The organism is Clavibacter sp. (assembly GCF_014802555.1).
Lineage (GTDB): Bacteria > Actinomycetota > Actinomycetes > Actinomycetales > Microbacteriaceae > Clavibacter > Clavibacter sepedonicus.
In genome coordinates this window covers 64,595-83,730 of the sequence record NZ_JAAVCB010000078.1, presented here as the reverse complement: position 1 = coordinate 83,730, position 19,136 = coordinate 64,595, and the positions used below count along the sequence as shown (strand labels likewise).

Genomic DNA, 19,136 nt, shown 5'->3' with positions numbered 1-19,136 from the left:
GAGTTTTTTAGGACTCCTGTTTATCGCATTTCTTGTTTTGAAGTTATGCGGTGTGATTGATTGGTCGTGGTGGTGGGTTACTGCACCTCTGTGGGGAGGACTCGCGGTAACTATATCATTCGGACTTATCGGACTAATAATATTACTTGTCGAATGGATGATTCATCAATTTAAACAGAAATGAAAAAAGTAACCCTCAAATCAATAAACTTGGAGAACTTCAAAGGACGGTCAATGTCCTTTGACTTCTCCGATGGGCGCACGATAATCCGTGGTACAAATGAAGCGGGCAAGTCCACGCTATGCAACGCTTTCTTTTGGCTTCTTATGGGCGTTGACGCGCAGGATAGAACCAACTACGAACTATATGATACAACACTTGACTTCACTCCTGAAAACGCAATCCCCGCCGTCGTGGATGGAACGTTCGACATTGATGGTATTGAATATTCCTTCAAGCGCGTTGCCAAACAGAAATGGGTGCGTCCGCGTGGTAAGTTAGAGTATGTCAAAGACAAATCCGATGAATACACGTTCTACATTGACGGACTTGCCGTAAGTGCAAACGTCTACAAGGAACGTGTGGAATCGTTACTCGCCCCGACCGACAAACTTAAACTTATGCTCAACGTCCGTTACTATCAGACGTTGGATTGGAAGAAACTGCGCAAGCACTTCTCCGATATGGTCGGGATGATTGACAAATCAGAACTGAAAGGCAATTACGCAATTATTGAGCCGATGATTGAGAAGTTTGAAAAAGACGAGACTTTCAAAGGCAATGCGGTTGAAGCCGTAAAAGAGAAACTTCGTCAGGAAATCAACCCTAAGAAGGAATCGGCAAAAACGCTTGAAACTGAAATCAAGGGTATGAAGACCATGCTTCCGAGTCTTGATGGAGTTGAGGAAGCCGAGAAAGAACGCGAAAAAAAGTTAGCCCGCATATCCAAGATAGACAAGGAGATTCTTGGTCTTGGCGAAGCGAATAAGCCTTTTGTTGAGAAACGCAATGCGGAACTAAAAGCGATTGATGAGAAAAAGCGTGAACTTGATAAAGCCAGTATTGATTGGAATAATGAGCAACACGCAAAAGTGATTGAGTTGTCCGACAAAATCAATGAAATTGATTTACAGAACGACAAAATCCGTAAGAATAACGAACTTGTTGAATCTCAACGCCGTTCTTTGATTCAGCAGCGCGACATAGCGCATGAGAATTATCTGCACTACAAAGCAGAACGCGATAGACTCCATGCTGAGAAAGAAGCACTTGACGCAAGCGTATTTGACGAGAATCAAGTGTGTCAGTCTTGCGGTCAGCCGTTGCCCTACGACAAGGTTGCCGAAATTCGTACAAAGGTCTATGATGAACGCTCAAAAAGACGCGCTATAATCGTAGAGAACGGAGTCCGCGCTAAAAATGAACGTGATAGACAAGAGGAACTTGAAAAGAGTATCACAAAGCAGATAGAGGAACTTCCCGAATCTCAGCCGTTGTTGAGCATTGACGAACTCGAATCGCAACTTGCATTGGCAAAAACTAATATTGTTCCTTTTGAAAAATCTGACATCTATGCAACTCTGACAAAAGAGATAGCCGATATGGAGGCTAATCTGACCGTTGTACCAGAGATAGATTCAGCGGAACTCATAGCAGAGAAGAATCGACTCAATGACGGAATCGTTGACTTGCTAATTATCTGTGGTAAACGTGTAGAGCGAGAGAACGGATTAAAGCGTATTGAATCGAAAGAAAAAGAACAATCCGAGGTAGGTGTCGAACTTGCCCGACTTGAAGGACTCTTCGACAAATGTGTTGAGCGTGAGCGCGAATGGGCTTTTATCGTGCGCGACAGAGCCAATAAGTATCTGCACTATTCCCACGTTGAGATGACCGAACTGACGAAAGCTGGAGAACTCGTAGACGTGTGTACGCTGACTGCCCGTAGTGTCGGCAGTGGCTCTCAGAACAACGCTACTCAAATCCTTATCGGGGTTGATTTGGCACAAGCGTTCCAAGCCAACGCTGGTCTGAATCTCCCTATATTCATTGACAACGCGGAGGGTATCGTGGATAGCAATTTACCTGACTGCGATAATCAGATGGTACTATTGTACGTTGATGAGAAATACAAAACTCTAACTATTTGCTGATATGGATTACTTGGCATACGTCTTTGTTTCAAGGATGCCTTTGGTTCTGGAACGTACCGAAATCATCGACGGGAGGGAAGAAGTATGCCTTGTAATTCCCACGAGGCAGAATCAACTCAAAAAGGGGAAACAAGGAAATTGGTATTTCATTTGTCGTCTTGCGGAACGCGAACCGAATGAGAAGATGATAACGCATGATATTCAGTTGACCTATGTTTCCCCCGAAGATTTGCAGAAGAGTTACGACTTCGGGTATCACAAGCGCACTGCGCATTTAGGCAGGGTGTACGAACACGACCGCACTCCCTCAAAGAAAATTGACCGCACCAACAACGCGACAGACATCAGACTTGATGGGGTAATTGTATTGTCAGACATTGATAAATCTCTTATCTTTCGCAACGGAGAAAACAATAAGCGGTATTTATCTAACTTGACCTTTCGAGGTTTAAATGGGAGTGATGAGTGTATTTTCACAGGTTCAGTGTGTATTGATGATATTCCTCTTTCCGATATAAAGACGAACCACGAAAACGGTAAGAAATTCATAAATGTAAGACTGAGAAAAATGAATCAACTCGACACATACTTTAATACCCACGAACTTGTGATAGCGCGTAACGATGGGGAGTGCGTACAGATTGGTTTGTTCAAAGAATGGAGAAAAGAGGGATCCGTGCAGTCACAAAATCCACAATCTCCAAGTAATCCAACCAAAAACGTTCCGGATACTCTTAACGGTCTACGTTTTTAAATTATAAATCATTAATATGTTTTACGAAATTACAATACAACGTCAAGGTCATGACGATGGTGGTAAAGAAAAAAAGTTTACCGAAAAATATCTCATAGAGGCTCTTTCAATAACAGAAGCCACTATTCGTTTTGAGGAAGAAATATCTGAATTTTTCCCCGACCACGAAACAAAGTCTGTCAAACGGATTAATTATTCAGAAGTCTTAACCGATGATGATGAAGATAACCGATACTTTCATGCAGTATACAATGTTATCACACCGGATGAGCGAACAGGGAAAGAAAGAAAATCAGCAGTATCAGCATTGATTCAAGCATCTACATTCGATGTCGCGAAGTATAAATATGAAGAAATGATTCGTGGGTATCTTGCGGATGTGGAGTTGGTAAAGATAACTGAAACAAAAATACTTGATTATTTTTCAAAAATAATTTGATAAAATAAATAATCTTATGTATCTTTGCAAGAGATAATAACTCATAATACATTTAATTGGTTAGACTAAGATGGGGTGTGGCTTGTGAAAGTCGCACTTTTTTATTATATTTGCAAATAAAAAAACTTATGGCAAAGTACGGTTTAGAAGTTGAAACTACTACACATCTAAAAGAGATGCAAGTTGTTGATAATCAACCTGATTCGGGGGGGGGGGATTTTTTGGTTTAAAATAGTTCCAAAAATAAACTTCCCCCCAGAAATTACTCCCAAAGGGTTAGACGGATTCCAATTTTACAAAGCGACTGTTAGCGGTAGATATGGATATTCTGATGGCACTGCTTTGATTATCATTCACCCAAAAATAACTATGAGTCATGCAATTCTAAAAGCAAGTTCCGAAGAGTTTTTAAAAAGTAGTATTAACATAAATACTTTTGATGGTGTGTATTGTGCAAATTTTAATAAAGACATATCAGGCACTTTCGCTGTTGATTATCTCATGTTTGAAAATTCGGTAGAATCGGTATTGGAAACGAATAACGTATTGTATAATATCCGCGATTTAGAGCCATATAACGACCGTTTTTTACCAATTGGACCAGTATCATTAGTAGAAGGAAATTTCTCATAAAATTTGCATATATAAGAAAATATTCTTATCTTTGTAATCGAAAAATAATAAAGACGACCACTACCGTCTAATATTAACGATTTACGAACATCCGATGTAAGTTGTGTAGTGGCACTTGCATTGGGTGTTCGTTTTTTATTCAATATGATAAAATATTTGATATTTGGCGCAGTAGCCATCGGAGGTATCATTGTAACCGCGATAAGAGGTGAACGCTATCGCAGAAAGTACAATTCTCTTAGAGCAGGGTACAACAAACGTTGTCAGGAACTTAATAAGGCTCTTGGAGAAGTGGGGAGGGTAAAGATTGACAACGAGGGTATTCGAGATGCGAATAAAGCATTGTCAGAGCAAAATCGAAATTACAGGCATCTTACAACTTCGGGAGGACGGAATCTAAAATGGATTGAACAAATATGTCCTTATATTATTGGTGGTGCTTTTATCGTTGTTGTAGGTCAAGATACAATTAATCCTGACTTATACTTTCCAATCAAGTCATTTAAATTTGACCCAAACGACCCCTCCGACCGCGACTTTGCAATAAGAGAGGCAGAAGAATTAATTGAAACAATCATGAAAGCATAAGAGTATGTGGTATATATTTGACGTAAACTCTCCTTTTTATAACTACGATAGTAGAGAGGTTGAGGATGTAAATTACGAAGATTTAACAAATGAATATTATGTTCAAGATTAACGAATATATTTCTAATCGGAAGTTGGAATATCAAAAACAACTCGAAGAATCTATCCGCGATGATTTTAAGATTGAAGAGCGCAATGGTGTTTTGTATCTTACCCACAAGGGAACAGCGGTTGTGAAAATTAATCCAACGAGTCAATCTTTGGATGTAACCAATATGTTGAATAATGCGCGTGATTGCGCAGTAGAATTTGCTGGATTATGAAAGAATGGAGAGTTGAAATAGAGAAGATAACCGATGAACGTCTGCTTCATGTCGCAAATGGTTTCACATCTGGCAAAGAAAGCCAGCAGAGTCTTTTATCGGCATATCGCTTCGGACATAGCACAATCCGGACTCAGATATTCCTTGTAAAACTATACAATATACCGCAGTATGTGGCATATCATTTCAGAACGCATTTCTCGCTCTATCCTATGGCTCCCGAGGAGTACGGATGGATGAAGAGCAAGCGTGTGGATAAGGGCGGTGGAGATTTCCGCGATGTGTGCGCAGAACTTGCGGAGAATCTGTATGACGGATCCGATGACCCAGTGTCAATCATACAGTCGTTGCCTGATAATTTTGACAGATACGCCCCTACGGATTTCGCTTTCCTCGTATCAGCCGAGGGGCTGATGAATATGGCTTCAAAGCGTCTATGTGTAGGTGCGGTATCAAAGGAAACACGCGAAGTTATGGAAGACATCTGCCACAAGGTAAAAGATGTTGACCCCGACCTCTATCCGCATCTTGTCAAGCCATGCGTGATGACAGGCATTTGCAGAGAACCTAAATCTTGCGGATTCAATAAATCCGAACTATTCAGAAAATTAAGAACTCAATACAAACTATTATTCGTATGAATATTTCAGAACTAATCGTAGGCGACCGTGTATTAGTGCAGAGTGGTCGCGAATTAAGAGAACACGCACAAATAAAGGATATAAATAAAGAAAATGGTCTTCTTGTTGTTAGACTTTCTAATGGGGAAATAACCGAAATTCATCCACAGTATATCCTTAAATCTTTTGGGTCATGAGTGAGTTTGATTACGGAGTATCGTATATCGCATCCGCTCCCGAGGAGTTGAAAGTCGGCGACAGAGTGGAAGTGGTGTACGATAAAGATATAGACCCATCTATCATTGGGAAGCAAGGGCGTGTTATACTCAAGGGGGTTGGCTGTGAGAGCGTTAAAGTAAGATTAGATGATACTAATTATATTCTTCTCTCAAAGTATCTCCGCAAACTTCCCGACCCAATGACATTTGAAGAAGATTCCGACAACGTAAAAGCGTTCATGTCCATCCTCAATGAGATGGAGGGAACATATAAGGCGAAAAATAAAACGTATGGAGATGCCTACCAAGATGGTTTTAACCGTTTCGGAGCGGTGCAGTTGGTATCGCGGATGTATGAGAAGTACTGCCGGATAGAGAATTTGTTGGTGCGTAACGCCGACAATAAAGTACCCGATGAAAGCATTATTGATACGCTGACAGACCTCGCTGTTCAGGCGATATGCTTACGGATGCTTCTGCAAAAGAACGACTTTAAGAATGGGAAATGATATGTCCGCAGGAGTCGTTTGATTCCTGCGGAATGATTTGTAACTTTGTATTATGAACGAGCGCACGATAAGACTTTGGTTTGATTTGCTAAAACGCGAACCCGACCCTGACACAGGTGAGGAAAAACCGTTTTTGTTTGAAGTCAGAATCCTCAATGGAAAACAGACATTCAGTGGGTATTTCAAGGATGTTGAAACAATGCTTTCGGCTATCAAGCCTTACGATGGTATGGGTATCTATGCAACATTGAATGCCGTCAAACCCGAATGCTTTTCACGATTGCAAGGTAATCAGATTATCGCTAATCCAAAGGAAACTACAAGCGCACCTAACATCGAACATAGAAATATCATTATGCTCGATTTCGACCCAAAACGAAGTTCTGGAATCTGCGCCACGGAGGAAGAAAAGAATAAAGCAAAACAAGTTGCGAATAAAGTCTATGCGTTCTTACGTGACAATAACTTCGAGAGTCCGTGTGTAGCCGACTCTTCGAACGGTGTACACTGCTATTATCGCGTTGCATTGGCGAATAATGACGAGAACACTCAGTTGGTAAAAAGATTCCTGAACGTGCTGAATATGTTGTTTGGTACTGATGAGGTCGAAGTAGACTGTTCTACATTTGACCCAAATCGTATTGCAAAGATAATCGGAACCACAACAAACAAAGGTAAGTCTACACAAGAACGTCCACACAGAGAATCTTTTTGGGTAAAAGTTCCCGATGAGTTTAAGGTTACTCCAAAGGAACTTATTGAGCGCATAGCGAATATGATGCCAAAAGCGGAAACTCCGTCTAAAAGCAATCACTATGCACCCATAGGAAGTTTCAATCTTGAAGAGTTTCTGCAAAAGTACGATATTAAGGTTGCGAAGAAAGAAGATAGCAAGGATTACACGAAGTACGTTTTAGAAACCTGCCCTTTTTGCGGCAATCACGCTCCCGATTCAGCGGTGTTTGAAATGCGCGACCATAGTTACGGTTTCTTCTGTTTTCATCATTCGTGCCAGCAGTATTCTTTTAGGGATTTTAGACTCCACTTCGACCCCTCCGCGTATGATAAAAAAACATATTCTGAGTATGTTCACAAACGAAACTACTACGGAATGTATCATCGACCTGAATTTCAACCACAGGCCGAAACGGAAGAGAAAGGTCCGAAATGGAAGAAGTTGGGGTCTGTAAAGAAAGCGCAGATTTCTATAGACGATTACGTTGTGTCCGGCTTTCCTGCGATGGATTCGGCAATGGTGGGATTTCGACGAGGACATTTGAGTTTATGGAGCGGATTGCGAGGTTCTGCAAAGAGTACGATTCTTAATATGTGTATTCTGAATGCCGCTAATAGAGGGTATAAGACCGCATTATGGACTGCCGAGTTAGATGACTCAGAAGTAAAAAATTGGCTATATTTACAAGCATCGGGTAAGGCTTTTAACAAACCGAGTAAATTCAATTCTTTTTATTTTACCCCGAATCCAATAGTAGAGAGGATAGATCCTTGGATAGATCAATATGTTAGTCTGTATGAACAAGCGTATGGTGATAACTATTTGCAACTTGAAAATGACATTCGAGAACTTCACGCAAAAGACCCACATGACGTTTACATAGCAGACAATCTTATGTGTATGGATTTAAGTGATTTAGATGGGGATAAATATGACAAGCAGAAAGAGATGGTTAAACGTCTTGTGCGATTGGCTAAGGAATTAAAAGTCTGCATACACCTTGTCGCACATCCAAATAAATCATTAGGATTCCTTAGGCCAAATTCAATTAGTGGCAGTGGTAATATTCCAGACTTGGCGCAAAATATATTTATTTGTCACCGCGTCAATACAGACTTTGAGCGTGCCGCATCTGAGTTTTTACCAAAGGATACGCTTAATGATATATTGTCAAGCACCTGCACAAATGTGATTGAAATATGCAAATGTCGAGATAAGGGAGCAGCCGTAGGTACTTTTGTCAAACTATGGTTTGAGATAGAATCCAACCGTTTAAAGTCCGACCCCTATGAGGTAATCAATTACAATTGGCAAGAGTCCATTCAGCAACAGACATTGGATATTCCGTCCTACGAATCTGAGATTCCATTTTATCCATCAGCGACCAATCCCTTTGAAGACGATGATCCATTCGGATGCGATTATACACAGTTAGATAATGAGAATATACCTTTTTGAGTATGTATGAGATAAATCCGATAAAAGATGATGGTTATGAAGATAGTTATACCTACAAAGCAAAGAATAGTGCAGGGCAGATTATGTGCTTTGAGGTATATAAAACGACTGACGGCTATCTTTGGGTCAAGTTTTACATTACAACAAAAAGACGAGATGGATTTCAAGACGGCAGACAGACAGGGCGCGACGGTTTAAAGAGTTTGTCTTGGGCTAAGAATTGTCTTTTGCACTTTTTAGAAACTAAACGTTCTTACTATAAAGGCATAAAATTACTTGTGCAAGGTGCCGACAGGAGACGATTCATTGCATACAAAAGGAGTCTTGAACCTTTGGGATTCAAGGAAATTTTAGACGGAACACGAACATTAATGATAGAGTTATGACTGAATCCCCCGAAAGAGAAATGTATCGGATGCGTTGTCGGCATTATTCAGAGCCGAGCGGACATTGCCACAAGCAATCGGGCGCGTGTATGCCGAAGTATAGATTACCTCATGCTCAAATGACCGCCTATATTGATATAAACTGCACTTCCGGCACGAATTGTGCGAGAATGAAAAGATACGACAAACTTGAAAAAAAGAATAACTATGGACGATTTAATCAAAGCATTAACGATTTTTAGAAAGTATATGGATGGAGACCACTCATATCCAACCGCGTGTGAACACGACACATTGTATGTTAACTGCGACCCCGAGAAAGTATCGGACGAGGATAAGGCTATTTTTGAAGAATTTGGCTTTTATCCCGACCAAGAGTTAGAGGATATAATGGATAAGTTTACATCTCTAAAAACGGAATATTCGTTCCAACTCACATTAGACCAAATAGCAGAACTGCCAAAGTTTTTTGGATTTCAGAAGATGTATGACCGCGCTCAATCAATGTTGGATGAGATTAAGGGCGACCTCAAAGAGTTTTATCAGACCAATCCACCGCGCAACCGCAAGAAACGCAGAGAACGTGCAAAGGTATTGAAACGTAAGATTGAGCGGTTCAATTCATATTGCAAAGACAGAGGAATAAAAATTATTCCAAAAAAATTGCACAAATAAATTATTTGTCGTATCTTTGCGGTGTAAAAAATGCTGTCCGTTACCAGCAAGAAAGATTTAAGAGCATCGTAGTAGGAGTAACGGACTGCTGCGGTGCATCTTTTTATTATGACAAATGCAATTCTATTGACCGATGGCTATAAGTTAGACCATCGTCGTCAGTATCCAAAAGGCACAGAGTATGTGTATTCCAATTGGACTCCGCGTAGTAATGCTTACTTCCCCGAAGCGAAAGATGGTGCAGTAGTGTTCGGAGTGCAGTACTTCATCAAGAAGTATCTTATTGAGAAGTTCAATAAAGACTTCTTTGATTTACCCGAAGATGTAGCGGTAGAATCCTTTAAAAGGCGTATCGACACATTCCTCGGAGAAAATCAAGTTGGTACAGAACATGTTCGGGCATTACACAAACTCGGGTATCTGCCTATTCGCATCAAGTCACTGCCCGAAGGCTCTATCTGCCCTATTCGAGTGCCGATGATTACGGTAATCAATACATTGCCCGAGTTCTTCTGGCTTACCAACTTCCTTGAAACGATTATGTCTTGTGAGTTGTGGTTGCCTATGACATCCGCGACTACGGCGAGAGTCTATCGTAAGGAACTTGAACGTCACGCTGAAAAAACGGGATTCTCGCCTGATGTGATGCTTGGATTCCTCTGTCACGACTTTTCTATGCGTGGCATGGCAGGACTTGAAGCATCTATCACAAGTGGTATGGGGCATCTGACATCTTTTGTCGGGAGCGAAACATTACCTGCTATTGACGCTATTGAGGATTACTACAATGCCGATGCGGAGAAAGAACTTATTGCGATGACAGTTCCGGCAAGCGAGCATAGCGTTATGTGCGCTGGAGGCAAGGACGACGAATTTGAGACGTTCAAACGTTTCATTACTGAAATCTACCCAAAAGGATTTGTCAGCATAGTTTCTGACACATGGGATTTGTGGCAGGTAATCACTGACTTTATCCCCCGTCTAAAAGAAGAAATACTTGCGCGTGACGGTCGTTTGGTAATCCGCCCCGATAGTGGAGACCCCATACATATCATCTGCGGCTATACACCTGATGATTTTGAGTGTTTTTCGGAACAATCAATGATTGATAAGGTTGAATATAAAGGCGTGTACGAACTTCTATGGGATATATTCGGCGGAACTATCAACGAAAAGGGATATAAAGTTCTTGACCCGCATATCGGTGTAATCTACGGAGATTCTATCACCCTTGAACGTCAGAAAGAGATTTACCGTAGACTTGAAGAAAAAGGATTTGCAGCAACAAATCTTGTACTTGGTATCGGGTCTTACACCTATCAGTATCGCACCCGCGATTCACTCGGATTTGCCATGAAAGCGACCTGGTGTCAAGTCAACGGCGAATCCCGTGAAATCTTTAAATCACCTAAGACTGATAGCGGTATGAAGAAGTCGCTAAAAGGTCTTATCCGCGTTGACAAAGACGAGAATGGTATCTACTATGCAACGGATTGTGTCAGCAAAGAGAAAGAACAAGGTGGCTGTCTTGAAACCGTATTTGAGGACGGTAAATTAATTAAAGAAACATCATTTAAAGAAATCCGCGAAAGACTATGCAAGTAATTGACTTAACAACACAGAACGACGGATACAAGGTGATTACGTTCCCTGATGGGGAAGTTCACCTTGAACTCACCAAGCCTATCAAAGACGGAATGGTCGATGTAAAATGTCGCATAACCAATGCGAACGACCTCTTTATCCTGATGCAGTTGTCGGATATTCTGAAACGGCAGGAAGTGAGAATACTCACTTTGACGATATACTATCTTATGGGGATGCGTTGCGACCGAGTGTTTGAAATCAATCGTCCGTTTACTCTGAAAATAGTTGCGGATGTGATAAATTCGCTTGATATTGTCAAGAAAGTCGTAGTGATTGAGCCGCATTCGTCACGTTCACATAATATGATAAAATGCTCATTCCCGATTAGCATGACTAAAAGAATCGCGGATGAACTATTTAGCGCTGACAACAAATTTTTGTTTGTCGCTCCCGACAAGGGTGCTTTTGAAAGGTACGGAGAAAGCATTCCTTGCGCGGTGATATGTTCCAAAGTACGTGACGCGGCTACGGGCAAGTTGCTTGACTTCAAAGCCGAGGCTGCAATCCTCGTAAAAGACTGCGATTTGCTCGTGATAGACGACCTTTGCGACGGAGGCGGCACATTCGTAGGACTTGCTCCAAAACTCCGCGAATTAGAACCCAAATCGCTTTCCCTCGCAGTTACTCACGCAGTGCAGTTAGATGGCATTAAACGTGTTGCAGAAGTGTACGACAAAGTGTATATAACCAACACCTACAAAGAATGGCAGAATGAGGAACTCCCATCCAACGTCAAGGTGCTCAACGTAAATGAATTTATATTCTAAATATTATGGCAGAACAAGAAAAAGAATTGGACTTACATAAGCCCGACAGAACATCAACCGACCTCGCGGTATTCTCTACCATTGAGGGATTCGAGACGGGTATCCGAATGGCGAATGCCTTGTCAAGCAGTAGTATCGTACCTCAAAACTTTCAAGGGCAGAACAACTTAGGCTCATGCCTTATCGCGCTTGACCTTGCCGCCCGAATGGGTCTGAATCCGTTAGTCCTTATGAGGGGCTTGTATGTTGTACACGGAACGCCGTCTTTCTCGGGGCAATTCGTCATTGCTTTGGTGAATAGTTCTGGCTTATACAAAACCAAACTCAAATTTGAGCCGGTTGGTGAAGTTGGCAAACCGAGTTTCGGTTATCGTTGCTATGCTTATGATTGGGATGGGGACAAAGTGTATGGTCCAGTTGTTGATATGCAAATGGCAGCAAGTGAGGGATGGATTTCAAAGAATCCGAAATGGAAGTCAATGCCAGACCTCATGCTGCGCTATCGAGCAGGGGCGTTCTTCCAACGCACTAATGCGCCTGAGCTTACATTCGGCATTCCGACCCGCGAGGAGGTTGAAGATACCGAGGGTGTAGTTGACGTACCACAGCACGAGGTTGTTGAAGTTAACGTAGATGAAGTCCCCGTAGCGGAAGTTAAGGAAGCGAAAGCCACGCCATCTCCTGCCCCCCCCATTCAACCCGAAGAAGAATTTTGACCTATGAAAGTAGTGGAATTTATCGAAGCCGTGAATAACGGTAATTTTCATTCTCTATGGCAGGTAGAGGATGAAATTGAGAACTGTCCTAAGGAAGTGGCAACTGGGCTTGACCCGGACAACCATAGGTGGTATGTAGTCTCAACTAATGTGTACGAATGCGAAGATGGATTCGTCGGTGTTACCGGATGTTCTATGTTGAAGTCCGAGATGATGATGTGGGAGGATGCAAGAGTTGAAACTTTCGCATCTGAATATGAAGCCGTTCAGACAATCACTTATAAACCGAAACAATAATCTCACAGCGGGATTCCTAAATCTTCGGTGATGGAATCCCGCTTTATAAAACTACAAAGATATGGAAACAATTAAAATCGTAGACAAACTCACCCTCCGCCAAGAGGCGTTGAGAATGGCGATAGCGACAGGGACGAGTTACCCCATATCGCAGGCACAACAATTTGAAGCGTATTTGCTCAACGATGCCGACCTTCCCGAATACGATGACACCCACAAGGACTTCAAGGAAATGCTCGGCAAGATGCAGGAGATCTTCACGACTCCGCGTTCAATGTGGATTCCCGCAGACGATGAGATGAAGCCCGCTAAAAGTGTTGAAGTCGTATGTGCGTTACGTTACGGCTCAAAGATTGAGAAAGCGTTAATGACATACGACAATGAATCAAAGAAATGGTACAATGGCGATGATGATGGCAACACCGACCATGTTGCAGCGTGGATGCCTATTTCCGAATACAGACCTCTATGAAGCCGACCGACCTTAGAATAGGTTGTTACGTGAAACTACGAGATAGTGGCGAGATAGTACGTGTAGAACGACTATCTCGTCGCAAATGTGGATTCTTTCACGGCAACGACAAGTCACGCAGTTATTTCCGCAAATACTCTGAAATAAAACCGGTCAAAATCTTTGAAGTGAAGAGCAGCCTACCTTACATCCCTAACTTTTTTTGGAATGATAAGGCGATGCGCGAGGACTTGTACTATTACAAAGATTTACCGATAACAGATTTGCACGAACTCCAAAACATCCACTACGCCTTGACGGGCAACGAAATTGAGATAGAGTTATGAAAGGAATAGATGAAACATTCAAAAAGATGTTAACAAACGGGAGCGTTACCGAAGCGGATATTGCCGCTTATGGTATTATTGCAAATCCAATGGAGTGGAATCCTCGATTAGAGATTAATCCGTTTGTGATGGACTTAGACAATCTCAAAATATGGTATGAGTTTTGTTGCCAAGCGTACCGCAAACGATTATGTGCGATGTGGAATTTCCCGTTTGAGGAAAGTTGGTGGATGGCTGATAAAATCGGAAGTGGATTATTCCTTGCCGATTGGTGGTGTCCTCTGAGTATGGAGGAACTGCGATACATCGTAGAGAATAACGTCACCGAGGAATCGTGGCTTGAATACTGCGCGTTCTTGGAAAGAGAAATCAATGCCGACCGCAAGCCGAGAATCAACTTTTTCAGTTGGATGAAAGGTTGTCGGCCTGAAATGTTGAAAGATAATGAGTGAAGGACTTGAACCCTATCAGGCCAAGAGTGGTTTTACAAATCTACATTCTTGGGGTTTATACACAGAGGGTGCAAGAATGATGCTGTATCGTCTGCGTGAGCATTGCTTGTGCGATGAGCCGAAGCCCAAAGGGTATGGTAAAGACAAAGACCATTTAATCTATCAAAAGGCAGTGCTTGACCTCATAATGGACAGCAAGGAGAATGTGGATAGGTTTCTTAGCGATGACTACGACGAGATACGATTCACCGACCATGAGCACGACAAGAAAGGTAAGTTGGTAAAGTGTCGTGCGTACTTTGCTAAGAGAGTGACAACAAGTGTTGAAATTAAATAAAGGTTATGGCATCAATAAGGAAGACTAAGAAGAGGCTGAAACGCGAACTCCGCGCTCGCAAGGTTCTTCATAACATCATAAACGATTCTTTGCACGGACAAGCAGTGAGATTTCAGTCTGAATGGTTAATTGCCGCCACAGAGTTTGAGTTGACAACACTTAAAAGCCATCGTAGTTTTTGTGCGTTCAAAAGCAGAATGGAGCGTAAGATACGCAAAGACGGGAAGTGGAAAGAGTATCGTGCGTTTAAGGAATCCTTTTTGCGTAAAAAAGAAAGTGGCAATTCAATCCGTTTGGATGAATACACAACCTCTAATCGAAAAGTATGAGAATTTAGCCGACCATATCTACACCCAATCCGACTTTCTAAAGGACTTCGACTCGACAATGCACGATGTAATGGAGCATAGAGAGGCGATACCGTTTGCAGAATTTATTCACGATGGCAAGTATAAGAAAAGTTAAGAAGCGTCTGAAACGCCAGATAGCTGAGTTGTGGATAGGATTCAGAGCCGTGAATAAAATGGCTCTGAATCCTATTGGAAAGGCTTATTTAAAGGATTCAATCTATCAGCACATTCAGATGCTTGAACAAGAATTGTCGAACCTTAAACCAAAGAAGCAATGACCGACAAAATCAAGATTGAGGATATGACTTTGGGTCAAATCCGCGAGTTGAAAGAACACATGGCTAACAACATCAGAAACGCCATTTGTGACATTGTGCGAAACTTTAATGAGCAGTATGATTGCGGTGACATTGATTTATCCATTGATACTGACATTCGGGAGTTCAGAACTGAATGGGGTGAAAAATTTGCACCATCGGATGTAAGATATGGAATAGCAATCAAATTCAGCAAAGAAGATGAGCAATATCTTTGACAACATCCCCTCAGTAACGATTGACTTTAACAAGTCGATTGATGCCGAAACACTCCTTGAAAAATTTGAGGAGATAGCGAATGATAGGTACAAAAAGCAACAGCAACGTGTAAAGGACGTAAAGGCATGGTGGAGAAATTTATCATTGGAACAAGCTGAGAGTTTTCTGTATGACCTTGAAACTAATCCTCAAAAGTATAGAACGATGATTGTTGACGATGGGTTTTACAAACATTATCCTCCAATGTCTATCATTCTAATGAAGAAAGCATTAAAAGAATTTATAGCAAATAAGAAAAGATGAGACAGATAACTTTCAGAGCAAAGACGCTCAATGAGGGTAAATGGGTGCAAGGCATGACAATCGCTAACGGCACCATTGAACGCAAGAAACACAATCTCTATATGGAGGTTGGCAATGATAAGTGGAAAGGAGTTGTCCCCGATACTATCGGACAATACACAGGTGTTGACGATATAAACGGCAAACACATCTTTGAGGGCGACATCGTACATTTTACGTTTAAGAATCTTCACAATCAAGATCGCAACGCATACGTTTTTTACAAAGACGGTGAATGGATGTGTCAATCATCGGACAGAGAGTGTAATCCGACCTGCTTATTTCCCGGCTATAAGGCAGGGATATTTGATATAGAGGTCATTGGCAATATTTATGACTCACCTGAACTTTTGGATTAATGATACAACCAATGACCGCACAATTCCTGCATCAGCACAAGGATAAGGTGGTGTATGAGAAAACTATCCTTATAGATTCGCCTCGGATTGAACAATACTACACAAGCGATGCCAATTATTTGGTGTTTGAAATACCCGTAGATAGCCTAAACTACAATTTCATGCAACGTTGGCTCAGAAGTACCCGATTTTTGCGCGTAACGCTGCGTTCTCTTCGCTTTGTTGACGTGTATGGTACAAACCTATACTCACTCTCCCAACGTCCGTTAAAAGTGAAATTAGACACTAACAACCGCAGGTATAATATGTGGGTTATAGAAGTCACTTGCTTAGTCAGCAAAGACGAAATTAGCGAATTGGTAAAATTTTTTCAAAAATAATTTGGTGGATTGAGAAATAAACGCTATCTTTGCATCAGCAAAGCCGAGAAGTACAGGTCCCGAATAAAGCAGACAATCTATAATTATTTGACATAAAGATTTACCGAGTGGCACTCTTTGAAGGCATCGGATAACGTGAAAGCTGTTCGCCCTGTACCTTGGAACGGCTTTCATTGTTTTTATGCGTATAAAGAGGAGCAAATACAACGAATGGGTCACGGACGCTGACAAGCACGGAAAGAATAGCAATCTTATCCGCGCCATTGCTTTGCTCATCTTTGTCAAGCACGACAATCCGACATCGTGCATCAAAGACTTCTCCTATTACAAACTGCATCAGATTACGGGACTCCACTATAATACGCTCTACAAGCGTGTTCAGACGCTTAAAGACCTCGGTTTGGTGGAATTTATCGGCAAAAACAAGACAACGCTCAGATTCAAGCGTATCGCGTCGAAAAACAACCGAAACAACATCAATCTCGACCATCTGAATTACGATAGCGTCGCCGACGTGGAGAAGTCGCTTTACGCGCAATTCATTGTAGAAATCCTAATCCGAAAAGAGTACGTCAAGCAAGTGATTAAGTCTAAGACAAACCCGAAGTCCCAAAAGGAATTTGAATGGGCTAAGGACGAGGCGAAACGCTGTGGCATTGATAAGACTAAGTTTGAGGATTGGGGTTTATCATACAAGACGATTACCGAGAAACTTCATATCGGTGTGCAGAAAGCAATGATGATTGTGAAGTACGCTATCCGAAACAAGTTTATTCGTAAGGTTAGACAACGCAAGCAATGGGTTATTGAGAAGATTAAAGGCGCGTATAATTTGGCAAAATTTGAAGATTCCTTGAGTGGATTTACATTTATGATGTCGAATTGCGTTGTGAAAGTAAAGGCTAATAAGTATCGTGTCGGGAGCCGTTGCCCTCTCCCCGTAATAACCCCTCTGGCATTTATTAGATAATGAAAAGTGAAATAGTAAAATTCAGACGATATGACCGCAAAAGAAAAAAAACAAATCTTAGACCGTCTCCAACGCGCCAACCAACTTGAACGCACGTTAGAGAAAGCGACTGACGTTTTGACTTTGATACACCATCCTCAGATTGAACGTGAGATGGGTACACAAAAGGTTGCAGAAGCAGTATGGTCTGCTATCCGAGAAATGCCCCAAGAATACGTTGACGCAATCTGTGTCATTGTGAAGAAGTGGGGCGAAGACGTTAACGAAGAATACAAGAAATTATGACAAGCGAAGATATACATAAACTTGCAGAAGAATGTTCTTTGTACTATCAAGGGCGACCTGCCAAGAGAGGATATGAATTATCCAATCGACTTACCATTGAGAGTTATGCCCTAATGACACTTGGATGGCTCTCCAAGGACTATTTCATCGTGCCTAAAGATAGAGTAGAGAAAATTGCTGAACGTTGTGAAAGCATAAGTGCCGTGGGAGAACAGATAGGAAGTAGTGTATTTCTTACAGAAATGGGAAACTGCAAAAAGCTCATTGAATACCTATTTGATGTTAAGATAGTAAAGGAGGGGAAGTTATGAACACCTCCTTTGAGCGCGGACAGAACCGCACAGACGAGTGGTACACACCAAAGTGGATAATTGACGCTTTGGGTGAGTTTGACTTAGACCCGTGCGCTCCGAGGGAGGATTTCTACACCGCTAAGAAGTGCTACACTAAAGATGATGACGGATTGGTGCAACCGTGGCATAATCGCGTATGGCTTAATCCGCCTTACAGAAATCCGCTAATCGGAAAGTTTGTAAAGCGGTTAGCCGAACACGGTAACGGGATAGCGTTAATCTTCAACCGCATGGATACAAAGCTGTGGCACGATATAATCTTTCCTAATGCCACTGCAATGCTAATTCTCAAAGGCAGATTGACATTTGAATCTCCCGATGGAGTGAAGCCGAATAGCGGTGCAGGATGCGGTAGTGTCTTAGTCGCGTTCGGAGAAGATAATGCAGAGTGTTTAAGGACGTGTGGTATTGACGGTAAATTTATTAGGTTATGAAACTGAATAAATCAACGTGTAAGAAACTCGCGGAGATTATCAAAAACGAGGATATATTGGATATGCTCAAAAACGCAAAAAGAGGAGTCATGGATTGGACGGTTGCATCGCGTCTGAATCCCGTAATAAGCAAAGGTTATGCGTGGAATATCCTTGCATCTGAGTTTGATGCAACCTTTGAGCATAACTCATACGTTATTATGAAAATTCTTTGTGAGTTTGGCGAATGGCTCACGATTAAACCTTACATGGAACCGTATTTACCGAAACCAAAGGAGAAATATAATGGGAAAGTGTATCACAAAGACCCCGATTTTAGCATTTTTGAATGAGTTATGAAGAACGAATGTAGGTACTATGACCCCACACAAGAGTATAAATGCGCTTTCTCAAAATTGGGCTGCAGCTATTGGAGTTGTAATTCTATGGCAGTATGCCCGAATTGGAAACCTATAAAAGATAAGAAATGAACGTAGACATACTTTGCATCATTCTGATAATCGCGCTTTTGGTTATCGGATGGATATGGGCGGTCAAATACGATGACTTCCCGTCGTTTAGACCATTGATTATGTATCTATTGACAATAATCGGATTCGGCATCTGTGGTGCCATAATAT

General features: G+C 41.7%; 26 protein-coding genes. 25 read left to right on the top strand and 1 reads right to left on the bottom strand.

Annotated features, from left to right (window positions below; genetic code table 11):
- The first annotated feature begins 180 nt into the window (after nt 1-180).
- The 20 genes from HDR73_RS09165 to HDR73_RS09070 all read left to right on the top strand — a co-directional run bounded on the left by HDR73_RS09165 (nt 181) and on the right by HDR73_RS09070 (nt 16,094).
- Nucleotides 181-2,154 carry an AAA family ATPase gene (locus tag HDR73_RS09165; protein ID WP_287136403.1) on the top strand — a complete coding sequence of 658 codons (1,974 nt, stop codon included), beginning with the start codon at nt 181-183 and terminating at the stop codon, nt 2,152-2,154.
- 34 nt (nt 2,155-2,188) lie between these two features.
- The gene (locus HDR73_RS09160; protein ID WP_287136402.1) at nt 2,189-2,908 is read left to right on the top strand and encodes a hypothetical protein; all 720 of its coding nucleotides are present in this window, start codon (nt 2,189-2,191) and stop codon (nt 2,906-2,908) included.
- Nucleotides 2,909-2,924: 16 nt separating this feature from the next.
- Nucleotides 2,925-3,347: a DUF4494 family protein gene (locus HDR73_RS09155; protein ID WP_287136401.1), complete on the top strand. Its 423-nt coding sequence runs from the start codon at nt 2,925-2,927 to the stop codon at nt 3,345-3,347.
- 186 nt (nt 3,348-3,533) lie between these two features.
- Nucleotides 3,534-3,980: a hypothetical protein gene (locus HDR73_RS09150; protein WP_287136400.1), complete on the top strand. Its 447-nt coding sequence runs from the start codon at nt 3,534-3,536 to the stop codon at nt 3,978-3,980.
- A gap of 108 nt (nt 3,981-4,088) precedes the next feature.
- Complete coding sequence (locus tag HDR73_RS09145; RefSeq protein ID WP_287136399.1) at nt 4,089-4,568, top strand: hypothetical protein; 480 nt, start codon at nt 4,089-4,091, stop codon at nt 4,566-4,568.
- 98 nt (nt 4,569-4,666) lie between these two features.
- Nucleotides 4,667-4,891, top strand: coding sequence for a hypothetical protein (locus HDR73_RS09140; protein ID WP_287136398.1), 225 nt, complete (start codon nt 4,667-4,669; stop codon nt 4,889-4,891).
- Nucleotides 4,888-5,532, top strand: a complete 645-nt coding sequence (locus HDR73_RS09135; RefSeq protein WP_287136397.1) for a hypothetical protein — start codon at nt 4,888-4,890, stop codon at nt 5,530-5,532. The genes HDR73_RS09140 and HDR73_RS09135 overlap by 4 nt, the downstream gene beginning before the upstream one ends.
- Nucleotides 5,533-5,704: 172 nt before the next feature.
- On the top strand, nt 5,705-6,238 hold the full coding sequence (locus HDR73_RS09130; protein ID WP_287136396.1) for a hypothetical protein: 534 nt from the start codon (nt 5,705-5,707) through the stop codon (nt 6,236-6,238).
- A gap of 52 nt (nt 6,239-6,290) precedes the next feature.
- Complete coding sequence (locus tag HDR73_RS09125) at nt 6,291-8,432, top strand: P-loop NTPase family protein (protein ID WP_287136395.1); 2,142 nt, start codon at nt 6,291-6,293, stop codon at nt 8,430-8,432.
- A 2-nt stretch (nt 8,433-8,434) separates the two neighbouring features.
- Nucleotides 8,435-8,818 carry a hypothetical protein gene (locus HDR73_RS09120; RefSeq protein ID WP_287136394.1) on the top strand — a complete coding sequence of 128 codons (384 nt, stop codon included), beginning with the start codon at nt 8,435-8,437 and terminating at the stop codon, nt 8,816-8,818.
- A 207-nt stretch (nt 8,819-9,025) separates the two neighbouring features.
- Nucleotides 9,026-9,493, top strand: coding sequence for a hypothetical protein (locus HDR73_RS09115; RefSeq protein ID WP_287136393.1), 468 nt, complete (start codon nt 9,026-9,028; stop codon nt 9,491-9,493).
- Between the two features lie 108 nt (nt 9,494-9,601).
- Nucleotides 9,602-11,098, top strand: coding sequence for a nicotinate phosphoribosyltransferase (locus HDR73_RS09110; RefSeq protein ID WP_287136392.1), 1,497 nt, complete (start codon nt 9,602-9,604; stop codon nt 11,096-11,098).
- A 32-nt stretch (nt 11,099-11,130) separates the two neighbouring features.
- Nucleotides 11,131-11,907, top strand: coding sequence for a phosphoribosyltransferase family protein (locus tag HDR73_RS09105; protein ID WP_287136391.1), 777 nt, complete (start codon nt 11,131-11,133; stop codon nt 11,905-11,907).
- 5 nt (nt 11,908-11,912) lie between these two features.
- Complete coding sequence (locus tag HDR73_RS09100; protein WP_287136390.1) at nt 11,913-12,623, top strand: recombinase family protein; 711 nt, start codon at nt 11,913-11,915, stop codon at nt 12,621-12,623.
- A gap of 358 nt (nt 12,624-12,981) precedes the next feature.
- Entirely contained in the window at nt 12,982-13,392 is a 411-nt protein-coding gene (locus tag HDR73_RS09095; RefSeq protein WP_287136389.1) for a hypothetical protein, read from the top strand.
- Nucleotides 13,389-13,718 carry a hypothetical protein gene (locus tag HDR73_RS09090; RefSeq protein WP_287136388.1) on the top strand — a complete coding sequence of 110 codons (330 nt, stop codon included), beginning with the start codon at nt 13,389-13,391 and terminating at the stop codon, nt 13,716-13,718. The genes HDR73_RS09095 and HDR73_RS09090 overlap by 4 nt, the downstream gene beginning before the upstream one ends.
- Nucleotides 13,715-14,170, top strand: a complete 456-nt coding sequence (locus HDR73_RS09085; RefSeq protein WP_287136387.1) for a hypothetical protein — start codon at nt 13,715-13,717, stop codon at nt 14,168-14,170. Before HDR73_RS09090 ends, HDR73_RS09085 begins: the two co-directional genes overlap by 4 nt.
- A 961-nt stretch (nt 14,171-15,131) precedes the next feature.
- Nucleotides 15,132-15,392, top strand: coding sequence for a hypothetical protein (locus HDR73_RS09080; RefSeq protein WP_287136386.1), 261 nt, complete (start codon nt 15,132-15,134; stop codon nt 15,390-15,392).
- Nucleotides 15,376-15,696: a hypothetical protein gene (locus tag HDR73_RS09075; RefSeq protein WP_287136385.1), complete on the top strand. Its 321-nt coding sequence runs from the start codon at nt 15,376-15,378 to the stop codon at nt 15,694-15,696. Before HDR73_RS09080 ends, HDR73_RS09075 begins: the two co-directional genes overlap by 17 nt.
- The gene (locus HDR73_RS09070) at nt 15,693-16,094 is read left to right on the top strand and encodes a YopX family protein (protein ID WP_287136384.1); all 402 of its coding nucleotides are present in this window, start codon (nt 15,693-15,695) and stop codon (nt 16,092-16,094) included. Before HDR73_RS09075 ends, HDR73_RS09070 begins: the two co-directional genes overlap by 4 nt.
- Nucleotides 16,095-16,574: 480 nt before the next feature.
- Here HDR73_RS09070 and HDR73_RS09065 read toward each other — a convergent pair whose 3' ends face one another.
- Complete coding sequence (locus HDR73_RS09065) at nt 16,575-16,964, bottom strand: hypothetical protein (protein WP_287136383.1); 390 nt, start codon at nt 16,962-16,964, stop codon at nt 16,575-16,577.
- Between the two features lie 24 nt (nt 16,965-16,988).
- Here HDR73_RS09065 and HDR73_RS09060 point away from each other — a divergent pair, with 24 nt between their 5' ends.
- The 5 genes from HDR73_RS09060 (at nt 16,989) to HDR73_RS09040 (ending at nt 18,848) form a co-directional block, all read left to right on the top strand.
- Nucleotides 16,989-17,444 (top strand): hypothetical protein, encoded by a 456-nt coding sequence (locus HDR73_RS09060; protein ID WP_287136382.1) that lies wholly within the window; start codon nt 16,989-16,991, stop codon nt 17,442-17,444.
- Between the two features lie 30 nt (nt 17,445-17,474).
- A complete protein-coding gene (locus HDR73_RS09055) occupies nt 17,475-17,729 on the top strand; it encodes a hypothetical protein (RefSeq protein ID WP_287136381.1) in 255 nt (84 codons plus the stop codon).
- On the top strand, nt 17,726-18,040 hold the full coding sequence (locus tag HDR73_RS09050; protein ID WP_287136380.1) for a hypothetical protein: 315 nt from the start codon (nt 17,726-17,728) through the stop codon (nt 18,038-18,040). Before HDR73_RS09055 ends, HDR73_RS09050 begins: the two co-directional genes overlap by 4 nt.
- The gene (locus tag HDR73_RS09045; protein ID WP_287136379.1) at nt 18,037-18,516 is read left to right on the top strand and encodes a DNA N-6-adenine-methyltransferase; all 480 of its coding nucleotides are present in this window, start codon (nt 18,037-18,039) and stop codon (nt 18,514-18,516) included. Before HDR73_RS09050 ends, HDR73_RS09045 begins: the two co-directional genes overlap by 4 nt.
- Before the next feature lie 62 nt (nt 18,517-18,578).
- Nucleotides 18,579-18,848 (top strand): hypothetical protein, encoded by a 270-nt coding sequence (locus HDR73_RS09040; RefSeq protein WP_287136378.1) that lies wholly within the window; start codon nt 18,579-18,581, stop codon nt 18,846-18,848.
- Nucleotides 18,849-19,136 lie beyond the last annotated feature (288 nt).